This window comes from Thermoactinospora rubra (assembly GCF_002093975.1).
In the GTDB taxonomy this organism is placed as follows: Bacteria; Actinomycetota; Actinomycetes; order Streptosporangiales; family Streptosporangiaceae; genus Nonomuraea; species Nonomuraea rubra_A.
The window spans coordinates 40,231-61,568 of sequence record NZ_KZ084332.1; the positions used below are offsets into that span (position 1 = coordinate 40,231).

A 21,338-nucleotide genomic window follows, 5' to 3' on the forward strand; every position below is an offset into this window, starting at 1 on the left:
GAAAGTAGTCGGATTGGTTGGAGCGTGCACCACCGGTCGCGACCGTAGAAGAATATCCAGCACCCCCGAAGGAGAGGTTGACCGCCCATGGCCCAGCAGCCGTTGCTCCGCGAAGTGATCGACATCAAGGAATCGATCTCCGTCTCGGACTACGTGCTGAGCCTGTCCACCGCGGTGACTTCCGACGGCGCGAGCGAGGCGCTGCGGGACTATGTGGTGACCGAGCGCCTGCTGGACAACTTCGACGAGGCCCTCGGGCTGATCAAGGCCGCGCTCGACAGCGGCAAGTCGAAGGCCGCCTACCTGCACGGCTCGTTCGGCTCCGGCAAGTCGCACTTCATGGCGGTGCTCTACGCGCTGCTCGGCAGGAACCCGGAGGCGTGGCGGCGCACCGAGTTCGACCCGGTGCTGAGCAGGCACGAGTGGCTGGAGCGCGACGGCAAGCGGTTCCTTCTCGTGCCCTACCACATGCTGGGGGCCAAGAGCCTGGAGCAGCGGGTGCTCGGCGGCTACGTCAGCCACGTCAAGAAGCTGCACCCGCAGGCGCCCACGCCGCCGGTCTACCGCACCGACGCGCTCTTCGACAGCATCAGGACCATGCGGGCCGGGATGGGCGACGAGGCGTTCATCAGGCTCCTGGGCGGTCCGGGCGAGGAGGAGGACGAGTGGGGCGAGTCCTTCGCCTGGACGCCCGAACTGCTCGACATCGCGCTGGCGGCGCAGGAGTGGCACGACGGCGTCGATCCCGAGGAGGAGGACCGCAAACAGCTGGATCTGGTTCACCCCAGCACCCCGCCCGAGCTGCGGGCCAAGCTGGTCCACGACGCCGGCGCCACGCTGTTCTCCGGCTTTGCGAAGAGCGCGGCCGAGGACGAACACGGCTTCATCTCGCTCGACGCGGGCCTGTCGGTGATCGCCGAGCACGCCAGGTCACTCGGCTACGACGGCCTCATCCTGTTCCTGGACGAGCTGATCCTGTGGCTGGCCACCCTCATTCACGACCAGAAGTTCGTCGCGAGGGAAGCCGGGAAGATCACGAACTTCGTGGAGGGCGGCGACGCCAGGCGGGCCATCCCCATCGTCTCCTTCATCGCGCGCCAGCGTGACCTGCGTGAGCTGGTCGGCGAGGAGATGTCCGGCGCGGCGGAAGCCTCGATCCAGGACACGCTGAACCTGGCCTCCGGCCGCTTCGACAAGATCACCCTGGAGGACCGGAACCTTCCCCAGATCGCCAACGCGCGGCTCCTGAGGCCCAAGCCGGGCAAGGAGGCGTTGATCGACGCCGCGTTCGAGCAGACCAAGAGGCTCGGACCGCAGGTCTGGGACACGCTGCTCGGCTCCGACCAGAGCACGACAGGGGCGGATGAGGAGTCCTTCCGGCTCAGCTATCCCTTCTCGCCCGCGTTCATGGACATCCTCGTCCACATCTCCTCGGCGTTGCAACGTTCCCGCACCGGCCTCAAGCTCATGGGCCAGCTGCTCTCCGACCACCGCGACAACCTGCGCCTGGGCGACCTGGTCCCGGTGGGAGACCTCTACCCGGTGATCGCCGGCGGGGGCGACAAGCCGTTCGTGGACAGCCTGCGCGTCGTCTTCGAGGCCGCGGACCGGCTCTACAAGACCAAGCTCCGCCCCTACCTTCTCGGCGCCTGCGAGGTGTCCGAGGATGACGTCGACCGGTACCTGCACCGTCCTGAGACGATCACCGATCAGCGGCTGGCCCAGCGTTGCAAGATGTTCGTCGGCGACAACCGGCTGATGTGCACGCTGCTGCTGTCGGCTCTCGCGCCGAGCGTGCCCGCGCTGAGCGACCTGACGATCCGCCGCCTGGCGGCGCTCAACCACGGATCGGTCACCGCGCCCATCCCGGGCAGCGAAGTGGGGATCATCAAGAGCAAGATCGCGGAGTGGGCGGCGCGCTTCCCCGAGATCAAGGAGACCGGCACCGAGGCCAACCCCGGCGTCCGGCTGGAGCTGACGGGCGTCGACGTCGACTCGGTGCTGGCCAACGCGGCCGTGAACGACAACCCCGGCAACCGCGTCGCGCTCGCCAAGAAGCTGCTGGCCGAGGAGCTCGGCGTGCACAGGACCGAGGGCAGGATGGGCGCCGACGAGCTCCACCTGGTCTGGCGCGGCTCCAGCCGTACCATGGAAGTGATCTTCGGGAACGTCGCGGACGACGACGAGCTGCCCGACTACGAGCTCCAGCCCACGCTGGAAGGGCAGTGGCGCATCGTCGTGGACCTGCCCTTCGACGAGGGCGAGTACACGCCGATCGACGACATCAACCGCCTGCGCAAGCTGCGTGACCGGCCACGGGAGGGCAAGGCGCCGCAGACCCTGGCCTGGGTGCCCGCCCACCTGTCGGCGCAGCGGTGGGCCGACTTCCGGCGCCTGGTCGTCATCGACAAGGCACTCGCCGACGAACAGCGCTTCAACACCCAGTACGCCGGGCACCTCAACCCCGACAACCGGGCCAGGGCCAAGGCCCTGCTGGAGAGCCAGAAAGAGGCCCTTCTCAAGCAGGTGAAAGGCGCCTTCAAGGCCGCCTACGGCCTGGCCGAGAAGAAGGCCGCGGACGTGGAGCTCGGCTTCGACGAGCACCTGTTCGCCCTGCCCGAGGTCGACGGCCTGGCCGTCCCCTTCGGGCGGTCGCCGCGCGAGGCCGTCCGGGATCTGGCGGGCAAGCTGCTGGCCCACCAGTTCCCCGCGCACCCCGACCTCGATCCCGACAACACCGGTGTCCCGGTCAGGCCGCTCGACGTGAAAACCGTCTTCGCCCACGTCAGGGCCGCCGCCGAAGCCCGCGACGGCCGGGCCGAAGTGCCCGCCAAGGACCGCAGGCTCATGCAGCGGCTGGCGGTCCCGCTCGGCCTCGGCCGGCAGAAGGAGGCGTACTTCGAGCTGTCCACCCGCTGGGCCGACCACTTCCGCCTCCAGGCACAGCGCGAGGGGGCCGGCGGCGACCTGAGCGTGATCACCCTCACGGACTGGATCGACCGGCCCGAGCCGCGCGGCCTGGAAACCCACGTGGCCAACCTCGTCATCGCCGCCTTCGCCGAGATGGACGACCGGGTCTGGGTGCGTGAGGGCGTGCCGCTGGAGCCGGCGCCGGAGCTGTCCCAGATCAAGCCGCGCGACGCGCTGCGCACCCAGCCGCTGCCCAGCGAGGAGAGCTGGGAGGAGGCCCGCAGGCGCTTCGAGGCCGTCTTCGGTGTCAAGGCGCCGTCGCTGCGCCGCGGGCGCATGGTCAACCAGCTGGCCCGGCAGATCGTCGACGCCGCCCGCGAACACCGTGAGGGCGTTGCCGGCCTCCTGCACGAGCTGGAGCGGCACGCCGCGTTCCTCGGGCTGAACGACACAGAGGAAGCCGGCCGGCTGCCGCTGGCGCGGCGGTCACTGGAACTGCTGGACGCGTTGGGGGCAGCCGGGAAAGGCGGCGCCAAGAAGGTCGTCGAAACGCTGGCGGGCTTCGACCTCGGCCAGACCAGCGCCGACCGGTACGGAACGTCGATCAAGCGCGCCACCGCCGTGGCGCAGGCGCTGGCCACCGCCTCCTGGGACGTGATACGCCTCGCCGAAGGGCTTGGCGCGGAAGGGGAGGCGCTGCTGGAGGCGTTGCGTGGCGCGGCCCGCGCCGACCAGCGCACCGCCGATCTCATCGCGGCGCTGCGCGAAGCCCGGACCCAGGTCACCGCGTTGCTCGCAAGGAACCCGCCGGCGCAACCCGATCCAGTGGACGACCCGGCGCCACCCACCCCAGGTCCACGCCCCGCGCGCGTCACGCCCGTCAGGGAAGGCGTCAAGGTGACGGCCGCCGAGCGCGCTGTGGAGGAGCTCCGCGAGGAGCTCGCCGCGCTGGCCGACAGCGAGCCCAAGGCCACCGTTGAGATCAGGTGGAGGGTCGTGGAGCGACCGGTGAGCGACCGGTGAGCACCGCGCTGCGGCCCAGCGCCGCCGCCATCGCCCAGTACCTGTCGTCGCATCAGCGGGCCCTGACGCTCGACGAGCGGCGGCGCGTGGTGCTGCTGCGTGCCGTACCCGAATGGAACGGGGCGGCCGAGCTTGACTTCGGAGACGGCCGGCGTGCCCGGGTGGCGGCGGCGCCGTCGCCGCTCGCCGTGCACGAGCTGATCCTCGACCATCTGGCGCGCGACGGGGAACCCAGGGTCCTGGTGCTGCTGACCGACCGCGAGCAGCCCGAACTCGACCCCGCGATCCTGGCCCGCGGGGCGTTCAGGCAGCGCATCCTCGCCGTCGACACGCTCGACGTGGTCAAGCAGGCCTTCGGCGCCGAGCAGGTGGACCCGCGCCTGCGTGCGGACGCCTGGGCGATCGAGGCGCTGCTGGACGCGGCTCCGCCGGGCGGCTGGCCGCGCCTCGGCGGCGGGATGCTGTCGCGGGCCACGGCGCTCACTCTGCTGGCGCAGCGCCGCCTCGGGCTCGACCCCGGCGACGGGCTCGACATCAACACGCTGCTTCGCTGGACGATGGACCCCGGCGGCCCGGCGCGGCTGCTGAGCCTGCGCCAGCCGGAGCGGGCCGGGCTGGTGGCGTTCCTCGGCGCGGACGATCGGGCCGCGCGAGCGTTGTTCGCGCTGGTCACCGCCGGCCACGGGCCGGACGCTGTCGCCTTCGGGCTGGTCGGCGCGGCGCTGTGGACCCACGCTGAGCCGGACGAGGCCACGTATCGGGCGCGTGGACGTGCCGAACGCTGGCTCGGTGAGGAGCCCCCGGCACAGGGCGAAGCGCTGGACGCGCTCATCGTCGCCTTCGGCGAGGCGTGTGAGCAGTTCGTGCGGACCCTGCTGGCCACGAGCCGCGCCGGCACGGACGAGGAACGGGCGCGGCAGGCCAGACGGACCGTCGGCGCCGTGCTGGACCGGGCGGCTTCCCTGGCCAGGCAGTTCGGCGCCGAGCGTGCCGTGGCCGCCAGTCCCGTCCTCGGCGCGGGGCTGGAAGCCCGGTTCGCGGCGGCCGGCCGTACTCTGGTGGCCGGAACACCCGGCGAGATCGCCGAAGCGGTTCGTGCTCTGGAGGAGCACCAGTTCGCCGCCGACCGGGACGTCCGGATCAGGATCGAGCGGGTCCGGATGGCGCAGCGGCTCGCCCGCTGGCTGGCCGGCAACCCCTCGACCGAGGCCGGCACGGTGGCCGCGGGGATCGAGCGGCACATCGCCGAGACCGGCTGGGTCGATCAGGCCCTGGAGCACCTGGAAGCGGGCGGCGATCCGGAGCCGGAACTGAGGCGCGCCTATGACGCGCTGGCGAGCCGGGTCAGGGAGCGGCGGCGGGCTCTGGACGAGTCCTTCGCCAGGCAGCTGGCGGCCGGGACGGACCCGGGCGGCATGCCGACCGTCGAGTCGTTCCTGAGCCGCGTGGTCAAGCCGCTGATCGTGGCCAGGACAGGCAGGAGGTTGCTCCTGCTGGTCCTGGACGGCATGAGCGCGGCGATCGCCACCGAGCTCGGTGAGGAGCTGCGCGGGCATTGGGCGGAATACGACCCGCTGCCCGCCGAGGGCATGCCGCGGCGACGTGCCATGGCGGCCGCTCTGCCGACGGTGACCGCGGTCTCCCGGACCTCGCTGCTGGCGGGAAGGCTCATGAAGGGCACCGACGCGGATGAGAAGCGCCTGTTTCCCGCACACCCGTGCTGGCGTGGCGCACCGGCAGCCGTCTTCCACAAGGGCGGTGTGCGCAGCGAGAGTGCCGGCGCCGTCTTCGGCCCCGAGCTGGCCGATGCGCTGGCCGACGAGCGGACCCATGTCGCCGTCGTGCTGAACACCATCGACGACCGGCTGGCCAAGGAGCAGAAGCGAGGCGACGGCACATGGCGGGTGGACGAGATCGGCGGCCTGCGTGAGCTGCTCCGCGTCGCCGCCGAGCAGGGCATGGCGGTGATCCTGGTCAGCGACCACGGTCATGTCGTGGACCGGCACGGCGTGAAGGTCGCGGGCGAGGGGATCGAGTCGGCACGACACCGGCTGCCCGGAGGACCGCTGGCGGCGACCGAGGTCAGGCTTTCCGGTCCCCGGGTGGTCTGGCCGGAACCGGGCGCCGAGATCGTCGCGCTCTGGGACGCCGACTCCCGCTACACCGCGCAGAAGGCCGGCTATCACGGCGGCGCCGCCCTGGCCGAGGTCTGCGTCCCCATCCTGGCCCTGCTGCCGTTCGGCGCGGAACCCCCCAAGGGCTGGCGGGAACTCGGTGACCAGCGTCCCCCCTGGTGGATCCGCGATCAGGCGGCCGCTCTCCCCGCGCCGGACAAGCCGAGCAGACCGAGCAAGCCGGCCAAGCGCGGCCAGGCACGGGCGGACAGGGGCGAAGCCCTGTTCGACGTGGTCCTCACCCCGGGCGAGGACGCCCTGCTGACGCCCGGCCTCCGCACTGCCGGCGACGCCCTCGTGGACGCCCTGCTGGCCTCTCCGATCTTCCAGGCCCAGCTTGAGGCGATGGCGCGCAAACCCGCCATGGCCAAGGTGGAGCAGGCGATCCGGGTACTGCTCGACGCGGGGACGCTTCCGGTCACCGCCCTGGCGCAGCGCGTCGGGGAATCCGTCACCCGGGCGGACGGCTTCGCCGCCGTGCTCCGGCAGGTGCTCAACTACGACGGCGTCCAGGTCCTGGAGACCCTTCCCGACGGCCGGACATTGCGTTTGAACACCACGCTGCTGCGTGAGCAGTTCGAGCTGGGACACTGACGAGGTGAGCTTGCCCAGATCCACCCAGGTCAGCGCCGCGAGACGGCGAGCCGTGATCGACGCGCTGCGGCGCGGAGCCGTACCGGAAAGCGGTCTTGACCTGCTCGCCACCGGGCTGGACCGGTTCGAGGCGGCTCTCGACGACGAACTGGACACGGTCGCGGCGGGCGGGTCGGTGTTCAAGGCGGTGAGGGGAGAGTACGGCTCGGGCAAGACGTTCTTCGCCCGATGGCTCGGCGAACGGGCCAAACGGCGGAACTTCGCCGTCGCGGAGATCCAGATCTCGGAGACGGAGACCCCGCTGCACCGGTTGGAGACCGTCTACCGGCGGCTGACGGAACGGCTCACCACCGCCAGCTTCCCGCCCAGCGCGCTCAGGCCCGTCGTGGACGCCTGGTTCTACGCGCTGGAGGAGGACGCGCTCGCCGCCGGGGCGAGCGCCGAGGACCTGCAGGCGGAGGTGGAGCGGCTGCTCGCCGCCCGGCTCGCCGAGGTGTCGCGGCATGCGCCGTCCTTCGCCGCCGCGTTGCGCGGGTATCGGGCGGCGCTGCTCGCCGGGGACGAGGCCACGGCCGCGTCGGTGCTGGCCTGGCTGGGCGGGCAGCCGCACGTCGCTGCGGCGGCGCGGCGATCCGCCGGGGTCCGCGGCGATCTCGACCACTTCGGGGCACTCGGCTTCCTCCAGGGGTTGCTCACCGTGCTGCGCGACAGCGGGCACCCGGGGCTGCTCGTCGTGCTGGACGAGGTCGAGACGTTGCAGCGGGTCCGCTCGGATTCCCGCGACAAGGCACTGAACGCCCTGCGCCAACTCGTCGACGAGGTACACGCCGGACGGTTCCCGGGGCTCTATCTGATGATCACCGGGACGCCGGCGTTCTACGACGGGCAGCAGGGCGTGCAGCGGCTGGCTCCGCTGGCGCAGCGGCTGGCCACCGACTTCAGCACCGATCCCCGCTTCGACAACCCGCGTGCGGTCCAGCTCCGCCTGCCCGGGTTCACCTTCGACTCGCTCGTGGCGCTCGGCGTGACGATCCGGGACCTGTACGCCACCGGCGCGTCGGAGCGGGTCACGAAAATCGCCGACGACGCCTACGTCGCCGACCTCGCCCGCGCCGTGGCCGGCGCGCTTGGCGGGAAGGCAGGAGTGGCGCCGCGGCTGTTCCTGAAGAAGCTCGTCGGCGACGTGCTCGACCGGATCGACCAGTTCGAGGACTTCGACCCCCGGCAGCACTACCGCCTCACCCTCTGCGAGGCAGAACTGACCGAGACGGAACGGAACCTCGCCGCCTCCGCCGACGACGTCGACCTGGACCTGTGATGCCCGATCCCGTGGAGCGGCTCGACCCGGTCGTGCTCCACCACATCGTCAACACGCTCGGCTGGCCGGACCTGCGGCCGATGCAACGGGCGGCGATCGAGCCGCTGATGAACGGCGAGGACGCGATCGTGCTGGCCCAGACAGCGGGCGGCAAGACCGAGGCGGCCTGTTTCCCGCTGTTGTCCAGGATGGCCGCTCAGCACTGGACGGGCACCTCCGTCCTCTACATCTGCCCGCTCAAGGCGTTGCTCAACAATCTGGTGGCCAGGATCGACTCCTACGCCCAGTGGCTGGGGCGACGGGCCGCCCTCTGGCACGGCGACGTCCCCCCGTCACAACGGCGGTGGATCGGGAACAACTCGCCGGACCTGCTGCTCACCACGCCCGAATCGCTCGAGGCGATGCTGATCAGCGCGAAGACCGATCACGAGCACCTGCTGGGGCGGGTGCGGGCCGTCGTCGTCGACGAGGTCCACGCCTTCGCGGGCGATGACAGGGGCTGGCACCTGCTCGCCGTACTGGAACGGCTTGAGCGCCTGGCCGGGCGCCGGATCCAGCGCGTCGGGCTGTCGGCGACCGTGGGGAATCCCCGGCAGATGCTCACATGGCTGCAAGGGTCCTCGGCGGGGAAGGCCGTCGGCCGCGTCATCACGGCCGATCAGGATGCCGCGCCCGCCGCGGAGGTCGAGCTTGACTACGTCGGCTCCCTCGACAACGCGGCCAAGCTGATCGCGGCTCTCCACCGGGGTGACAAGCGCCTGGTGTTCTGCGACTCCCGCCGGCAGGCCGAGCATCTGGGCGCCGCGCTGCGTGCGCGTGAGGTGAACGTGTTCGTCTCCCACGCCTCCCTCTCCGCGCAGGAGCGTGCCCGGTCGGAGCAGGCGTTCGCGCAGGCGCGGGATTGCGTCATCGTCTCGACCTCCACGTTGGAACTCGGCATCGACGTAGGGGACCTGGACCGGGTGATCCAGATCGACGCGCCCCGCACCGTGGCCTCGTTCCTGCAGCGGATCGGGCGCACCGGACGGCGCTCCGGCAGTTCGCGTAACTGCCTCTTCCTGGCCACGGGAAAACAGTCACTGCTCCAGGCGGCGGGGCTGTTGCTGTTGTGGAGCCGCGGCTGGGTGGAGCAGGTGAGCCCGCCCCCCGAGCCACGCCATCTGGTCGCCCAGCAGGTGCTGGCCGTCACGCTCCAGCGGCACGCCGTGGGGGATCGGCTCTGGCACCGGGAATGGAACGGGCTGGCGCCCTTCGACCGCTCGGCTGCCCCCATCCTGCGGCACCTGGTGGAGCAGGGGTTCCTCGACCAGGACGGCGGGTTGCTGTTCATCGGCCCGCAGGCCGAGCGCCGGTTCGGACGCCGGCACTTCATGGAACTCACGGCTTCCTTCACCGCGCCGCCGCAGTTCACCGTCCTGGCGGGACGCCGCGAGGTGGGACTTGCCGACGCCTCCGTGCTGACCGAGGAGCGTCGGGGACCCCGGCTGCTGTTGCTGGGCGGGCGGAGCTGGCGCGTGACCTACATCGACTGGACGCGCAGGCGGGTCTTCGTCGAACCCGCGGACCGGGGCGGCGTGGCCAAATGGACCGCTTCCGGGATCGCCGGCCTGTCCTTCTCTCTCACCCGCGCGATGCGTGACGTGCTGCTGGGTGCCGATCCGCCCGTTTCGCTGACCCGCCGGGCACGGGCAGCCCTCGCGGAGTGGCGCGAGGAGGAGGCCTGCCGCCTCGTCCACCCCGGGGGAACCCTCGTGACACGCTCCGGCGACGACGTCCGTTGGTGGACGTGGGCCGGGTACCGCGCCAACGCGACCCTGGCCGCGACCTTGTCCTCGGTGGCCGACCCGGTTCAGCGGCCCACCGACCTCTACGTGCGGCTGCGCGAGGACCTCACCGTCGGCCGGTGGCGAACGGCCTTGGCGGACGCGGGCGACGGCCGGCCGCTCGTCCTGCCCGACGTCGATCCCCGAGCCGTCCACGGCCTCAAGTTCGCGGCCGTCCTTCCCGAACGGCTGGCCATGGCGACGGTCGCCGCCCGGCTGGCGGACTTCGAGGGGGCGCGGGCGGCGTTGCGTGATCCTGTTCACGTGCGGCTCAGCTGACGACCGCCTGCCGAGCCTGCCATATGGCACCGGCACTTTTCCGTGATTTCGGGCTTGCGTGCTGGCCGGTGCGTACCGTGGGCAAGGATGTGACCGCCATAATGGCGTGTTGTCATGTCGCATCCGCGTACACAGGTCTTCGCGCACCTCAGCACTCCCACCGCTCCGCTGTACCGCCGTGTCATGGCCGTCTTCATGGCCAACAAGCGGCGGTTCGTGGTGCATCTCCGGCCGGAGGACGTGGCCGAGGCCCTGCGCGGCGACGGCGGCGAGCCCGTCACCCAGGAGCAGGTCGACGCGGCGCTGAGCAGCCTGCGCGACTGGGGGAACCTGCGGGCCGACCCCGACACCGGACGGGTCACCACGGTCGAGGACTTCTACCGGGCACGCTTCCTGTACCAGCTCAGCAAGGACGGCGAGGCGGCCGAACGGGCGCTGGAGGTCTTCGAGCAGGAGCTGGGGCGCAGGGGCGAGCTGCAGGCGGTGGCGCTGGAGGACATCCGGGTCCGGCTGCACGCGCTGGCCGGCGTGGGCGAGCGGCCCGACCCGGCGATCGTCCACAACCTGCTGCTGGAGGTCATGAGCAGGCTCGACAGCCTGGCGGCCAACGCCATCGCGTTCATGGGCGGCCTGCAGCGCACCATCGACCTGCAGGACATCGAGGAGGAGGCGTTCCTCGCCTACAAGGACAGGCTGATCTCCTATCTGGAGCGGTTCGTCTCCGAGCTGGTCGTCAAGGCCTTCGACATCGCCGAGAAGATCCGCGGCCTGGAGAGGGTCGACGAACTGCTCAGGCTCGCCGCCGAGCGGGAGACGGCCGATGCGGCGCCGGGCGAGGAGGACGACCGGCCGGCGCTGGAGTCCAAGCTGGCCGAGTGGCGCGACCGCTGGTCGGGCCTGCGGTCGTGGTTCGTCGGCGACCGCGCGCATCCGTGCCAGGCGGACCTGCTGCGCACGCGGGCCCGGCAGGCCATCCCCGACCTGCTGGCGACGATCAGCGTGCTGCACGAGCGCAGAGCCGGACGCAGTGACCGCTCCGCCGACTTCCGGACCCTCGCCCGCTGGTTCGCCCAGTGCCCGAGCGACGCCGACGCCCACCGGCTGTGGCGGGCCGCCTTCGGGCTGACCTCCGCCCGGCACCTGACCGTGGAGACCGAGCCGGCCGAGGACGTGCCCGCCGCCACGAGCTGGCTGGAGGCCCCGCAGGCGGAGATCTCGGTACGGCTGCGCGCCACCGGCAGCTACACCAGGCGCGGCGCCCCCAGCAAGGTCGTGGACCGCAGCGCGCAACGCGAGCGGCTGGCGGCGTTCGTGGCCGCCGAACGCGAGCAGGCGGAGCTGGCACGCAAGCGGCTGGCCACCGGCCGTCCCGTGCTGCTCAGCGAGCTCGGCGAGCTGGACCCCGCGGAGTTCCGGCTGTTCCTGCGGCTGCTCGGCGAGGCCCTGGCCCTGGGCCCGGGCGAGGTGACCACCAGGACGGCCGACGGCGCCCTGGAGATCCGCCTGCGGCCGGTGGACGGGTACGCCGAGATCCGTACCGAGGCGGGCGTGCTGCGCGGCCCCGACCACGAGCTTGTGATCACCGATCTGGTGACGCCCAGGGAGGCAGCGGCCCATGGCGGCTGAGCTGCGCGACTTTCAGGACGCCCAGCGGGAGGACGAGCGCCGCAGGGCGGTACGCGCGCTGCTGCGGCGGCCCCTGCTCACCCCGGGCGACGCCGACTATCGCCTGGTCCGCAGGCACCAGGGCTGGCTCGCCGACTGGTTCGCCCGCGAGACCGGCTGGACGCTGCACGCCGACACCGCGGTGGCCAGGCTGCGGAAGGTCCCCGCCCGCCACGCCGACGGCACCAGGGCCGCCCAGGTGAAGGGGAAGGTGCCTTTCAGCCGCCGCCGCTACGTCCTTGCCTGCCTCGCGCTGGCCGCCCTCGAACGCGCGGAGAGCCAGGTGACGCTGGGCTGGCTGGCCGAGCGGCTGCTGGCCTTCGCCCGCGATCCCGAGCTGGCCGAGGCCGGCATGACCTTCACGCTGGGCACCAGGGAGGAACGGGCGGACCTGGCCGCGGTGGCCGGTCTGCTGATCGCCACGGGCGTCCTGGCGAAGGTGGCGGGCGACGAGTCGGCCTACGTCAGCGGATCGGGCGACGCCCTCTACGACGTGCACCGCCGGGTGCTGGCCGTCCTGCTCGCCACCCGGCGCGGCCCGTCCACGGTGACGGCCACCGCTCTGGAGGAGCGGCTGGCCGCGATCACCGAAGAGCTGGTTCCCGACACCGAGGACGGCCACAACCGGATGATCCGCCACTCGCTGACCCGCAGGCTGCTGGACGATCCGGTGCTCTACTACCGGGAGCTGACCGAGGCCGAACGTGCCTACCTGGAACGGCAGCGCGGCCCGATGCTCAAGCGGATCACCGAGGCCACCGGCTTCGTGGCGGAGGTCAGGGCCGAGGGCATCGCGTTGCTGGACCCCACACGCGAGGCCACCGACCTCGGCATGCCGGAGGAGGGCACCGACGGCCACGCCACGCTGCTGCTCGCCGAGCACCTGGCCGCGGGGCTGCGCGCCTGCCCCGGCGAGCCGGTCGAGCTGGACGACCTGCGCGCCCACATGGAGCGTACGGCCGAGCAGTACCGCACGCTGTGGCGCAAGACGGCCACCGTCCCGGAGCTGACCGCGGGCGCCGTGCACCGCCTGGAAGCCCTCGGGCTCATCCGGCTGCGCGGCACCACGGTCGTCCCCCTGCCCGCGCTGGCCCGTTTCGGCTTCGGCGAACCGGTCATCTCAGGATCGAGGAACAGCGAGACATGAGCCTGCCGACCGCCTCCACCATCCGCTGGCAGCCGCTGCGCACCGGCCTGGTGGACCTGTTCTACTACGACGACCAGGAGTTCCGGTTCCGCGATGGGCGCATCCTCTTCCGCGGCAACAACGGCACCGGCAAGTCGAAGGTGCTGGCGCTGACGCTGCCGTTCCTCCTGGACGGCGAGCTCGCGCCCAGCCGGGTGGAGCCCGACGGCGACCCGGGCAAGCGCATGGAGTGGAACCTGCTGCTGGGAGGCCGCTACGAGGAACGGCTCGGCTACACCTGGCTGGAGTTCGGCCGGATCACCGAAGACGGCGAGCACGCCTACCTCACCGTGGGGTGCGGGCTGAAGGCCGTCAAGGGCAAGGGCATCGCGGATCGCTGGTTCTTCCTGACCTCCCAGCGCGTGGGCGAGGAGCTGTTCCTCATCGGCAAGAACGGCACCGCGCTCACCCGCGACCGGCTCATCGAGGCGGTCGGCCTGTCCGGCCAGGTGACGCAGACCGCCGAAGGGTACCGCAGGCTGCTGGACGAGTACCTGTTCCGCCTGGGCCTGGAGCGTTACGAGGCGCTGATCAACCTCCTCATCCAGCTGCGCCAGCCGCAGCTGTCCAAGCGCCCGGACGAGAAGAAGCTGTCGGCGGCGCTGTCGCAGGCGCTCACCCCGGTCGACCAGGCGCTCATCTCCGACGTCGCCGCCGCCTTCCACGACTTGGAGCAGCAGCGCGAGGAGCTGGCAGGGCTGCGTGACACACGCGAGCACGTACGCCGTTTCCTGGTCCGCTACCAGCGCTACGCCGCGGTGGCGGCGCGCAGGCAGAGCGCTGAGCTGCGCTTGGCCCACTCCTCCTACGAGCATGTCAACCGCGACCTGGCCGCGGTGGCCGAGCAGATCGAGCAGGCCGCACAGGCCGAGGCCGAGGCCGAGGCCCGCGCCGAGCACGCGCGGGACGAGCTGGCCGAACAGGACGCGATCAAGGAGGAGCTGGCGGGCGACTCCCGGATCAAGGATCTGGACGCGGCCGAGCGCTACGCCGAGGAGGCCGCCAAGGCGGTCGCGACCGCGGTCGAAACAGTGGAACGTGCCCAGGCCACGGCCACGGCCAGGAAGCTCAAGCACGAGGAGGCGACGGCCGCGACGGAGCTCAGCCGCCGCACCGTGGCGGCGTGCGAGAGCGGGGCCGCTCCGCTCGCCGAACGCGCCGGGCTGGCCGCGCCGCACGCCACCCTCCTGGCGAGCCTCGGCACCGAGCCCGCCCAGCGAGTGGCCGGCCTCGACACAGAACCGGCCGAGGCCGCGACCCGGGTGCCCGACCTCGACACGGGACCGGCCGAGGCCGCGATCCGGGCCGCCGCGGACGCACGCGCGACGGCCCTGGCGCACGTCACCCACCTGGCCGAGACGGCAGCGGCACGCGAGCGTGACCTCATCCAAGCCAGGACCGCCCTGACCAGGCGTGAGGCCGAACGCGACGCGGCCGCCGACCGGCTGGCCAGCGCCAGGGAGGAACTGGCCGCCGCCGTGTCCGCCCACGTCACCGCCTGGCGCCGCTACGGCCTCGGCCTGCGCGAGACGACACTGCCCGACCCGGAGGAGTACGGCCTGGCCGCGTGGGCCGAGACCCTCGCCGGGCCGCATCCGGGCGAGCGGGCCCTGCGCGAGGCGGGACAGCGGGCCGCCCAGGAATTGGCGCACGCGCAGGCCGCGGCGACGGCCCGCCGTGACCAGGCCGAAGCCGCCCTCGCCGAGCTGGAAGCCGAGCGCGACCGGCTGGCGGCCGGCGAACCGGCCCGGCCGCGCCCGCCGTACACCAGGGCGGAAGGTGTCAGGGACGGGCGGCCCGGCGCGCCGCTGTGGGCGCTCGCCGATTTCCGCGAGGACCTCGACGCCCGCTCCCGGGCAGGGCTGGAGGCCGCGTTGGAAGCCTCCGGCCTGCTGGACGCCTGGGTCACCCCCGACGGGCGGCTGCTCGACCCCGGCACCCACGACGTGGTCGCGCTGCCCGGCGAGCGGGCCGCCCGGCCGCTGAGCCAGGCGCTGGTCACCGCCGACCCGGCGGCGCGAGCCGTACTGGACTCCATCGGCGTGGGCGAGCAGGCGGGGCCGTACGTGTGCGCCGACGGCAGGTGGCGGCTCGGTCCCCTGCACGGCGCGTGGGACAAACCGGCCGCCGAGTACCTCGGCGCGACCGCCCGCGAGGAGGCCAGGCGGCGGCGGCTCGCCGAGCTGGCCGCCCTCATTACCGAGGCTGAGCAGGCGCTCACCGACGCGGGGGCCGTCGTCGACACGCTGGCCGCGCGGCAGGAAACCCTGTCGGCCGAACTGTCCGGGCATCCGCTCGACACGGACGTGCGCGACGCGCACGCGGCGGTCGCCACCGCAGCCGAGCGCCACCAGGACGCGGTGCGGGCAGTGGAGGAGCAGGCCGAGGAGGTGCGCTGGGCCGAGGACGACCTGGCCGCGGCGGTGGAGGAACGCGACAGGGCGGCCGCCGACACGGCCCTGCCCCCGGACCCGGCCGGGCTGGCCGAAGTCGGGACGGCGCTGGCGGCATACCGGCAGGCGGTCACCGAGCTGCTGGCCGCCGCGCGCCTGCACGCCGGGAAGCTCGCCGAGGCGGCCACCTGGGCGAATGAGGCCGACGCGGCAGAGGCGGAGGTGAGCCGGGCACGCGACCAGGAGCGGGATGCCAGGCAGCGGGCGGCGCAGGAGCAGGCGCGGCTGGAAACCCTGCGGGCCTCGATCGGCGCCTCGGTGGAGGACCTCAGGGCCCGCCTGTCCGAGACCAAGGCCAGGATCTCCGCGCTCACCACTGAGATCAAGTCGCTGGAGCAGGCGCACAGGAAGGCGGTGGAGCAGCGCGCCCGAGCCGAGGGGAAGCAGGAGCGGCTCACGGCGGAACTGGCCGCCGCCGTGGAACGCCGCCAGGCGGCGATCGACGCGCTGCGGCGCTTCACCGAGACCGGGTTGCTCGACGTCGCCTGCGAGGTGGAGCGCTCGGGCTCGTGGGCCCCCGACCCGGCGGTACGGCTGGCACGCAGGATCGAGCAGCTCCTGTCGGACGTCGACGACTCCGACGACGCCTGGCGCAGGGTGCAGGACGAGATCACCCGCCGCTACGGCGAGCTGTCGGAGGCGCTGTCCCGGCACGGTCACCACGCCATGGCGGGGCTGGTGGACTGGTTCGTGGTGACCATCCAGTTCCAGGGCAGGGAACGGCCGCTCGGCGAGCTGACCGAGCTGCTCGACGCCGAGATCGACTACCGTGAGCGCACCCTGACCGCCAGGCAGCGCGAGATCGTCGAAGAGCACCTGGTCAACGACGTGGCGGCACACCTCCAGCAGCTCATCGCCGACGCCGAGGAGCAGGTCGCCCAGATGAACCACGAGCTGGAGGAGCGGCCCACCTCGACCGGGATGAAGCTGCGGATGTCCTGGATTCCGGCCAAGGACGCGCCCGCCGGGCTGGCCGAGGCCCGCACCAGGCTGCTGCGGCAGGGCGCGGACCTGTGGTCACCGGCAGACCGCTCGGCCGTCGCCGACTTCCTGCAAGCCCAGATCGAAGCCCAGCGGCGTGAGGACGAACACGGAACCTGGGCCGAGCACCTGCGCCGGGCCCTGGACTACCGCACCTGGCACACCTTCGTGATCGAGCGTTACCAGGACGGCCGCTGGCGGCCCGCGACCGGCCCGGCCTCCGGCGGCGAGCGGGTGCTCACCGTCTCGCTGCCGCTGTTCGCCGCCGCGTCGGCCCACTACCGCTCCGCGCACCCGCACGCGCCCCGCCTGGTGATGCTGGATGAGGCCTTCGCCGGCGTGGACGACGACGCGCGGGCCAAGTGCCTGGGCTTGCTGACCACGTTCGACCTGGATGTGGCGATGACCAGCGAGCGGGAATGGGGCTTCTACCCCACCGTCCCCGGCATCGCCACCCACCAGCTGGTGCGGAGAGACGGCATCGACGCGGTTCACGTGACCACCTGGGAATGGGACGGCGTGCAGGCGCAGCGGGTGGAGCGCGAGACCTCCAGCCGCATGCCTGCCGCACAGGAGAAGCCGGAGGACGGCCTGTGGTGAGCGATCCGGCCAGGCTGCGCCGTACTCTCGGCGCACCCGGGCTGGCACGGGTCTTGTCGCGTCTGGCGGCGCGCATCGAGCACGGCAGGGACTTCTACGCGCCCGTGGTGCTCAGCGACGTCACCGACGTGGAACGCCGGGCGGTGGCGGCGCTGCTGGGCCGAAGGGACCGGGGCGCGGCTCGCCTCACAGTGCCCCCGCGTGCGGTCGAGGCGGCGCTGCAGCGGGCCGGGATCTGCGATGACCTGCACGCGGCCGTGCTCGCCCTGACGGGGCCGGTGCCGGTGCGTGCCGAGGAACGGGCACGCGAGGAGCGGGCGCGGGCGGAACTGCTGGATGTCCTGTCCGGGTGCCGCCACGCGGGCGAACCGTGGTTCGCCGAGTGGACGGCGGGCCTGATCGCCGACGGCACCCTGACCAAGGCGGTACGGCAGGGCGGCGAGGTGATCCGCCGGGCGCGTGCCGTCCTGGATCTGCTGCCGTCCGACGCCCGGCCGATCAGCGTGCTGGCCGAGCAGGCCACCGGCGACACCAAGGCGCTGTCCGGGACACCGCTGGCCAGGCTCGTGGAGCGGGCGCTGGCCGCGCGGGCCGGGACGCCGGTGACCGCGACCGCCGCGGGACGCCGCGCGCTGTGGGAATCGGCCGGCGTCATCGTGGACGACCTGGCCAGCCAGGTACTCGTCCTCGGAGTGCGGGCGACCGGGTCGCCGCTGGCGCAGTGGCTGACGGCCGCGGCCGAGACAGCCACGCCGTTCCGCATCACCTTGCACCAGCTGGCCACCATGCCGCTGCGGATCACCTCGCCGCGGGTGTACGTCTGCGAGAACCCGGCGGTGCTGCGTGCGGCCGTGGGCGTGGGTCAGGTGGCGCTGATCTGCACGGAAGGGATTCCTTCCCTGGCCTGCCACCGCCTTCTCGCCGCCTGCGCGGGCCGGTCGGTGTGGTGGCGCGGCGACTTCGACTGGACGGGACTGCGGACCACGGCCGAGGCTCTGGCCAGATACGGAGCCACGCCATGGCGGATGGACGTCGCGACCTACGAGCGGGCGCTGAACCGGGGCGAATCGGAGCCGCTGAAGGGCAGCCCGGCCGTCAGCCCGTGGGCGCCGGACCTCGCGGCGCGCATGGCGGCCACCGGCCGGGCGGTCATGGAGGAGCGGCTCGTCACCGAGCTGGTCGAGGATCTGGTGAAGGAGCCGGGATGCGAGGGTTTCGACGAGGGCGACGAGGGCGACGAGGCCGGCTGATCTCGCGACGACGGCCCCCGCCTCAGGGCGAGCTGGCGTGCGCATTCGTCCGCGAGCCGCGGGTAGCGCCGGGCGATCGCGGCGTAGACGCGCTCTCTGAGCCGGTCTGTGCCGGCGGCCCTGCCGACCTTGCCGAGCAGCCGATCCGCTGCCTCGTCGTAGCGGGTCGTCGCGTGACGGAGGTAGTTCACGATCCATCGATGTAGGGTTTCCGCGTCCACCTGGGACACCGTCGCGGGAGTCGGCAGATGATCACCGCGATCCAGGGCGCGCTCGGCGTCGCGGCGGTTCCGGTCGAGCAGGGGGACATCGACGGCCAGGTCCTCCACCTGGGCCATCGTCTGGGCGTGCCTGCGCTCCGCGGCGATCAGCGCCGAGCGCGACCGGCGATCGGCTGCCCGGCGCATGGCGGTGAACCGGTCGGATGACTCGGCCTGCCGTACACGCTCGCTGTCGTAGAGACGCACGGGGGCGGCCGAGCGGAAGACGGGATTGGGGCGCAGGGCGTCGGGAGGATCGAGGAGGGCCCGGATCATGGCGGGTGTCCAGCCTCGCTCTCTGAGGTCTTTCACGGTGAGGTACTCGTCCATGACGGGCAGGGTGGCCGGGCTCCGGCCACCGCCGAGGCGGCGACCTGCGCCACACGTTTGCGTACGTTCTGGCCGATGGGACCTTCGTCTGTCAGGTAGAAGACGAGAGCGGAGCAGTCGATGACGATCAACGGCCTGCTCGTCCTTCGTCGATCGCCCCCAGGACGTCATCGACGGAAAGGGATGCGCTCGCCTCCGCCTCCGCGCGTGCGGTGACCTCGGCCAGCGTGGGTCGCGTCGCTTCACGTGTGATCAGCGTGAGCAAGTACGACTGAAGTGATTTTCCGGCCTGCGCGGCCCGGCCCTCAAGCGCCTTCAGCGCCTCGTCGGGCACTCGGCGGATGGTGACGTCAGCCATGGCAGCATGATGGCGTCATTGCTGACGGAATGCCGACGAAACGCTGATCGCCATACGCATGGCCGCGGCGGGCCGTACGGCATGCGAAGGGAGCGTTGACTCCGGGAGTCCTCGCGGTTACCTTGGCATCATCAAAAAGGAAACTTTCCTAATAGTTTCCTTGACACCCCCCAACATGCCGGAGTACCACGTGAAGCGCATCCTCATCGCCGCCTTAGGGGCCTTACTGCTGCCCCTGAGCGTCCTCGTCAGCGCCCCGGCCGCCCAGGGGGCGGCCCACGTCACCCTGGCCGCGCCCGCCTGGCAGCCCTGGACCGCCTACACCGCCGGCACCGTGGTGACCTACAACGGCACCGACTACCGGTGCGTGCAGAGCCACACCTCCCAGCCCGGCTGGGAACCGCCCAACGTTCCCGCCCTGTGGGCGCCCGTGACCGGGGGCGGCGACACCACGCCGCCGTCCGCGCCCGGCAACCTGCGGTCCACGGCCGTCACCTCCAGCAGCGTCGCCCTCGCCTGGGACGCCTCCACCGACAACGTCGGCGTCACCGGCTACGAGGTCTACCGGGGCGGCACGCTGGTCACCACGGTGACGGGCACCTCCCACACCGACACCGGCCTGACCGCCGCCACCAGCTACACCTACACGGTCCGGGCCCGCGACGCGGCGGGGAACCGTTCCCCGGCCAGCAACGCGCTCACCGTCACCACCTCCGGCGGGAACACCGGCGTGCCCGGCCAGCCCGGCGCGCCCAGCGTCACCGGCACCACCAACACCTCGATCTCCCTGTCGTGGGGCGCCTCCAGCGGTACCGTGACCGGCTACCGCGTCTACGAGGGCGGCACCCAGCGCGCCCAGGTCACCGGCACGACGGCCACGATCAGCGGGCTGAGCGCCTGCACCACGCACACCTACACCGTCCGCGCCTACAACTCCAACGGCGAGTCCGCCCCCAGCGCCTCCGTCACCGCCACCACGACCGGCTGCACCGGCGGAGGCGGCAACAAGCTGCTCGGCTACTTCGTGCAGTGGGGCGTCTACCAGCGCGGCTACCACGTCAAGAACATCGACACCAGCGGCTCGGCGGCCAAGCTCACCCACATCAACTACGCCTTCGGCAACGTCCAGAACGGCCAGTGCACCATCGGCGACAGCTACGCCGACTACGACCGCTTCTACAGCGCGGCCGAGAGCGTGGACGGCGTCGCCGACACCTGGGACGCCGGAGCCCTGCGCGGCAACTTCAACCAGCTGCGCAAGCTCAAGAAGAAGTACCCGCACCTGAAGGTGCTCTTCTCCTTCGGCGGCTGGACCTGGTCCGGCGGCTTCGGCCAGGCCGCCCAGAACCCCGCCGCCTTCGCCGAGTCCTGCTACCGCCTGGTGGAGGACCCGCGCTGGGCCGACGTGTTCGACGGCATCGACATCGACTGGGAGTACCCCAACGCCTGCGGCCTGACCTGTGACAGCAGCGGCCCGGCGGCGTTCAGGAACCTCATGTCGGCGCTGCGCTCCCGCTTCGGCTCGGGCAACCTGGTCACCGCGGCCATCACCGCCGACGGCACCGACGGCGGCAAGATCGACGCGGCCGACTACGCGGGGGCGGCGCAGTACGTCGACTGGTACAACGTCATGACCTACGACTTCTTCGGCGCCTGGGACGCCGACGGGCCCACCGCGCCGCACTCGCCGCTGCACTCCTACAGCGGCATCCCGATCGCCGACTTCCACTCCGACAAGGCCATCCAGAAGCTCAAGAGCAAGGGCATCCCGGCGAGCAAGCTCCTGCTCGGCATCGGCTTCTACGGCCGCGGCTGGACCGGCGTCACCCAGTCCACGCCCGGCGGCTCGGCCAGCGGCCCCGCCCCCGGCACCTACGAGCAGGGCATCGAGGACTACAAGGTCCTCAAGACCCGTTGCCCCGCGACCGGGACCGTCGCGGGCACCGCCTACGCCTTCTGCGGCGGGCAGTGGTGGAGCTACGACACGCCGAGCACCATCGGCGGGAAGATGACGTACTCCAAGAACCAGGGCCTCGGCGGGGCGTTCTTCTGGGAACTCAGCGGAGACACCGCGGGCGGTGAGCTGATCACCGCGATGAAGGGCGGGCTCGGCTAGCCGTACGGCGTGGCGCCC

The 21,338-nt window shown here is 72.1% G+C and carries 11 protein-coding genes; 10 read left to right on the top strand and 1 reads right to left on the bottom strand.

Annotation, left to right across the window (positions count from 1 at the left end; translation table 11 throughout):
* The first annotated feature begins 87 nt into the window (after positions 1-87).
* From pglY to BSB02_RS40550, 9 genes are all read left to right on the top strand, one after another.
* Entirely contained in the window at positions 88-3,933 is a 3,846-nt protein-coding gene (gene pglY, locus BSB02_RS12220; RefSeq protein ID WP_084958881.1) for a BREX-2 system ATPase PglY, read from the top strand.
* Positions 3,930-6,701 (top strand): BREX-2 system phosphatase PglZ, encoded by a 2,772-nt coding sequence (gene pglZ / locus BSB02_RS12225; RefSeq protein WP_084958882.1) that lies wholly within the window; start codon positions 3,930-3,932, stop codon positions 6,699-6,701. Before pglY ends, pglZ begins: the two co-directional genes overlap by 4 nt.
* Positions 6,702-6,705: 4 nt before the next feature.
* Positions 6,706-8,019: a BREX system ATP-binding protein BrxD gene (gene brxD / locus BSB02_RS12230; protein ID WP_084958883.1), complete on the top strand. Its 1,314-nt coding sequence runs from the start codon at positions 6,706-6,708 to the stop codon at positions 8,017-8,019.
* Complete coding sequence (locus BSB02_RS12235; RefSeq protein WP_084958884.1) at positions 8,019-10,121, top strand: DEAD/DEAH box helicase; 2,103 nt, start codon at positions 8,019-8,021, stop codon at positions 10,119-10,121. The genes brxD and BSB02_RS12235 overlap by 1 nt, the downstream gene beginning before the upstream one ends.
* 114 nt (positions 10,122-10,235) lie before the next feature.
* Positions 10,236-11,747, top strand: a complete 1,512-nt coding sequence (locus BSB02_RS12240; protein ID WP_084958885.1) for a TIGR02677 family protein — start codon at positions 10,236-10,238, stop codon at positions 11,745-11,747.
* Positions 11,737-12,933 (top strand): TIGR02678 family protein, encoded by a 1,197-nt coding sequence (locus BSB02_RS12245; RefSeq protein ID WP_084958886.1) that lies wholly within the window; start codon positions 11,737-11,739, stop codon positions 12,931-12,933. The genes BSB02_RS12240 and BSB02_RS12245 overlap by 11 nt, the downstream gene beginning before the upstream one ends.
* Positions 12,930-17,006 carry a TIGR02680 family protein gene (locus BSB02_RS12250; protein WP_084958887.1) on the top strand — a complete coding sequence of 1,359 codons (4,077 nt, stop codon included), beginning with the start codon at positions 12,930-12,932 and terminating at the stop codon, positions 17,004-17,006. The genes BSB02_RS12245 and BSB02_RS12250 overlap by 4 nt, the downstream gene beginning before the upstream one ends.
* The gene (locus BSB02_RS12255; protein ID WP_240506379.1) at positions 17,000-18,256 is read left to right on the top strand and encodes a TIGR02679 family protein; all 1,257 of its coding nucleotides are present in this window, start codon (positions 17,000-17,002) and stop codon (positions 18,254-18,256) included. The genes BSB02_RS12250 and BSB02_RS12255 overlap by 7 nt, the downstream gene beginning before the upstream one ends.
* A gap of 248 nt (positions 18,257-18,504) precedes the next feature.
* On the top strand, positions 18,505-18,684 hold the full coding sequence (locus BSB02_RS40550; protein ID WP_158088611.1) for a hypothetical protein: 180 nt from the start codon (positions 18,505-18,507) through the stop codon (positions 18,682-18,684).
* Between the two features lie 289 nt (positions 18,685-18,973).
* Here the strand turns inward: BSB02_RS40550 and BSB02_RS12265 are convergent, their stop codons facing one another.
* Positions 18,974-19,204 (bottom strand): FitA-like ribbon-helix-helix domain-containing protein, encoded by a 231-nt coding sequence (locus BSB02_RS12265; protein ID WP_084958889.1) that lies wholly within the window; start codon positions 19,202-19,204, stop codon positions 18,974-18,976.
* A 160-nt stretch (positions 19,205-19,364) separates the two neighbouring features.
* Between BSB02_RS12265 and BSB02_RS12270 the strand changes: the two genes are divergently transcribed.
* Positions 19,365-21,320 carry a glycosyl hydrolase family 18 protein gene (locus tag BSB02_RS12270; RefSeq protein ID WP_240506380.1) on the top strand — a complete coding sequence of 652 codons (1,956 nt, stop codon included), beginning with the start codon at positions 19,365-19,367 and terminating at the stop codon, positions 21,318-21,320.
* Positions 21,321-21,338 lie beyond the last annotated feature (18 nt).

Excerpts from the sequence above, each read along its gene's own strand:
- pglY (WP_084958881.1), top strand. The coding sequence starts at position 88 with ATGGCCCAGCAGCCGTTGCTCCGCGAAGTGATCGACATCAAGGAATCG.
- BSB02_RS12235 (WP_084958884.1), top strand. The coding sequence starts at position 8,019 with ATGCCCGATCCCGTGGAGCGGCTCGACCCGGTCGTGCTCCACCACATC.
- BSB02_RS12240 (WP_084958885.1), top strand. The coding sequence starts at position 10,236 with ATGTCGCATCCGCGTACACAGGTCTTCGCGCACCTCAGCACTCCCACC.
- BSB02_RS12245 (WP_084958886.1), top strand. The coding sequence starts at position 11,737 with ATGGCGGCTGAGCTGCGCGACTTTCAGGACGCCCAGCGGGAGGACGAG.
- BSB02_RS12250 (WP_084958887.1), top strand. The coding sequence starts at position 12,930 with ATGAGCCTGCCGACCGCCTCCACCATCCGCTGGCAGCCGCTGCGCACC.
- BSB02_RS40550 (WP_158088611.1), top strand. The coding sequence starts at position 18,505 with ATGATCACCGCGATCCAGGGCGCGCTCGGCGTCGCGGCGGTTCCGGTC.
- BSB02_RS12265 (WP_084958889.1), bottom strand. The coding sequence starts at position 19,204 with ATGGCTGACGTCACCATCCGCCGAGTGCCCGACGAGGCGCTGAAGGCG.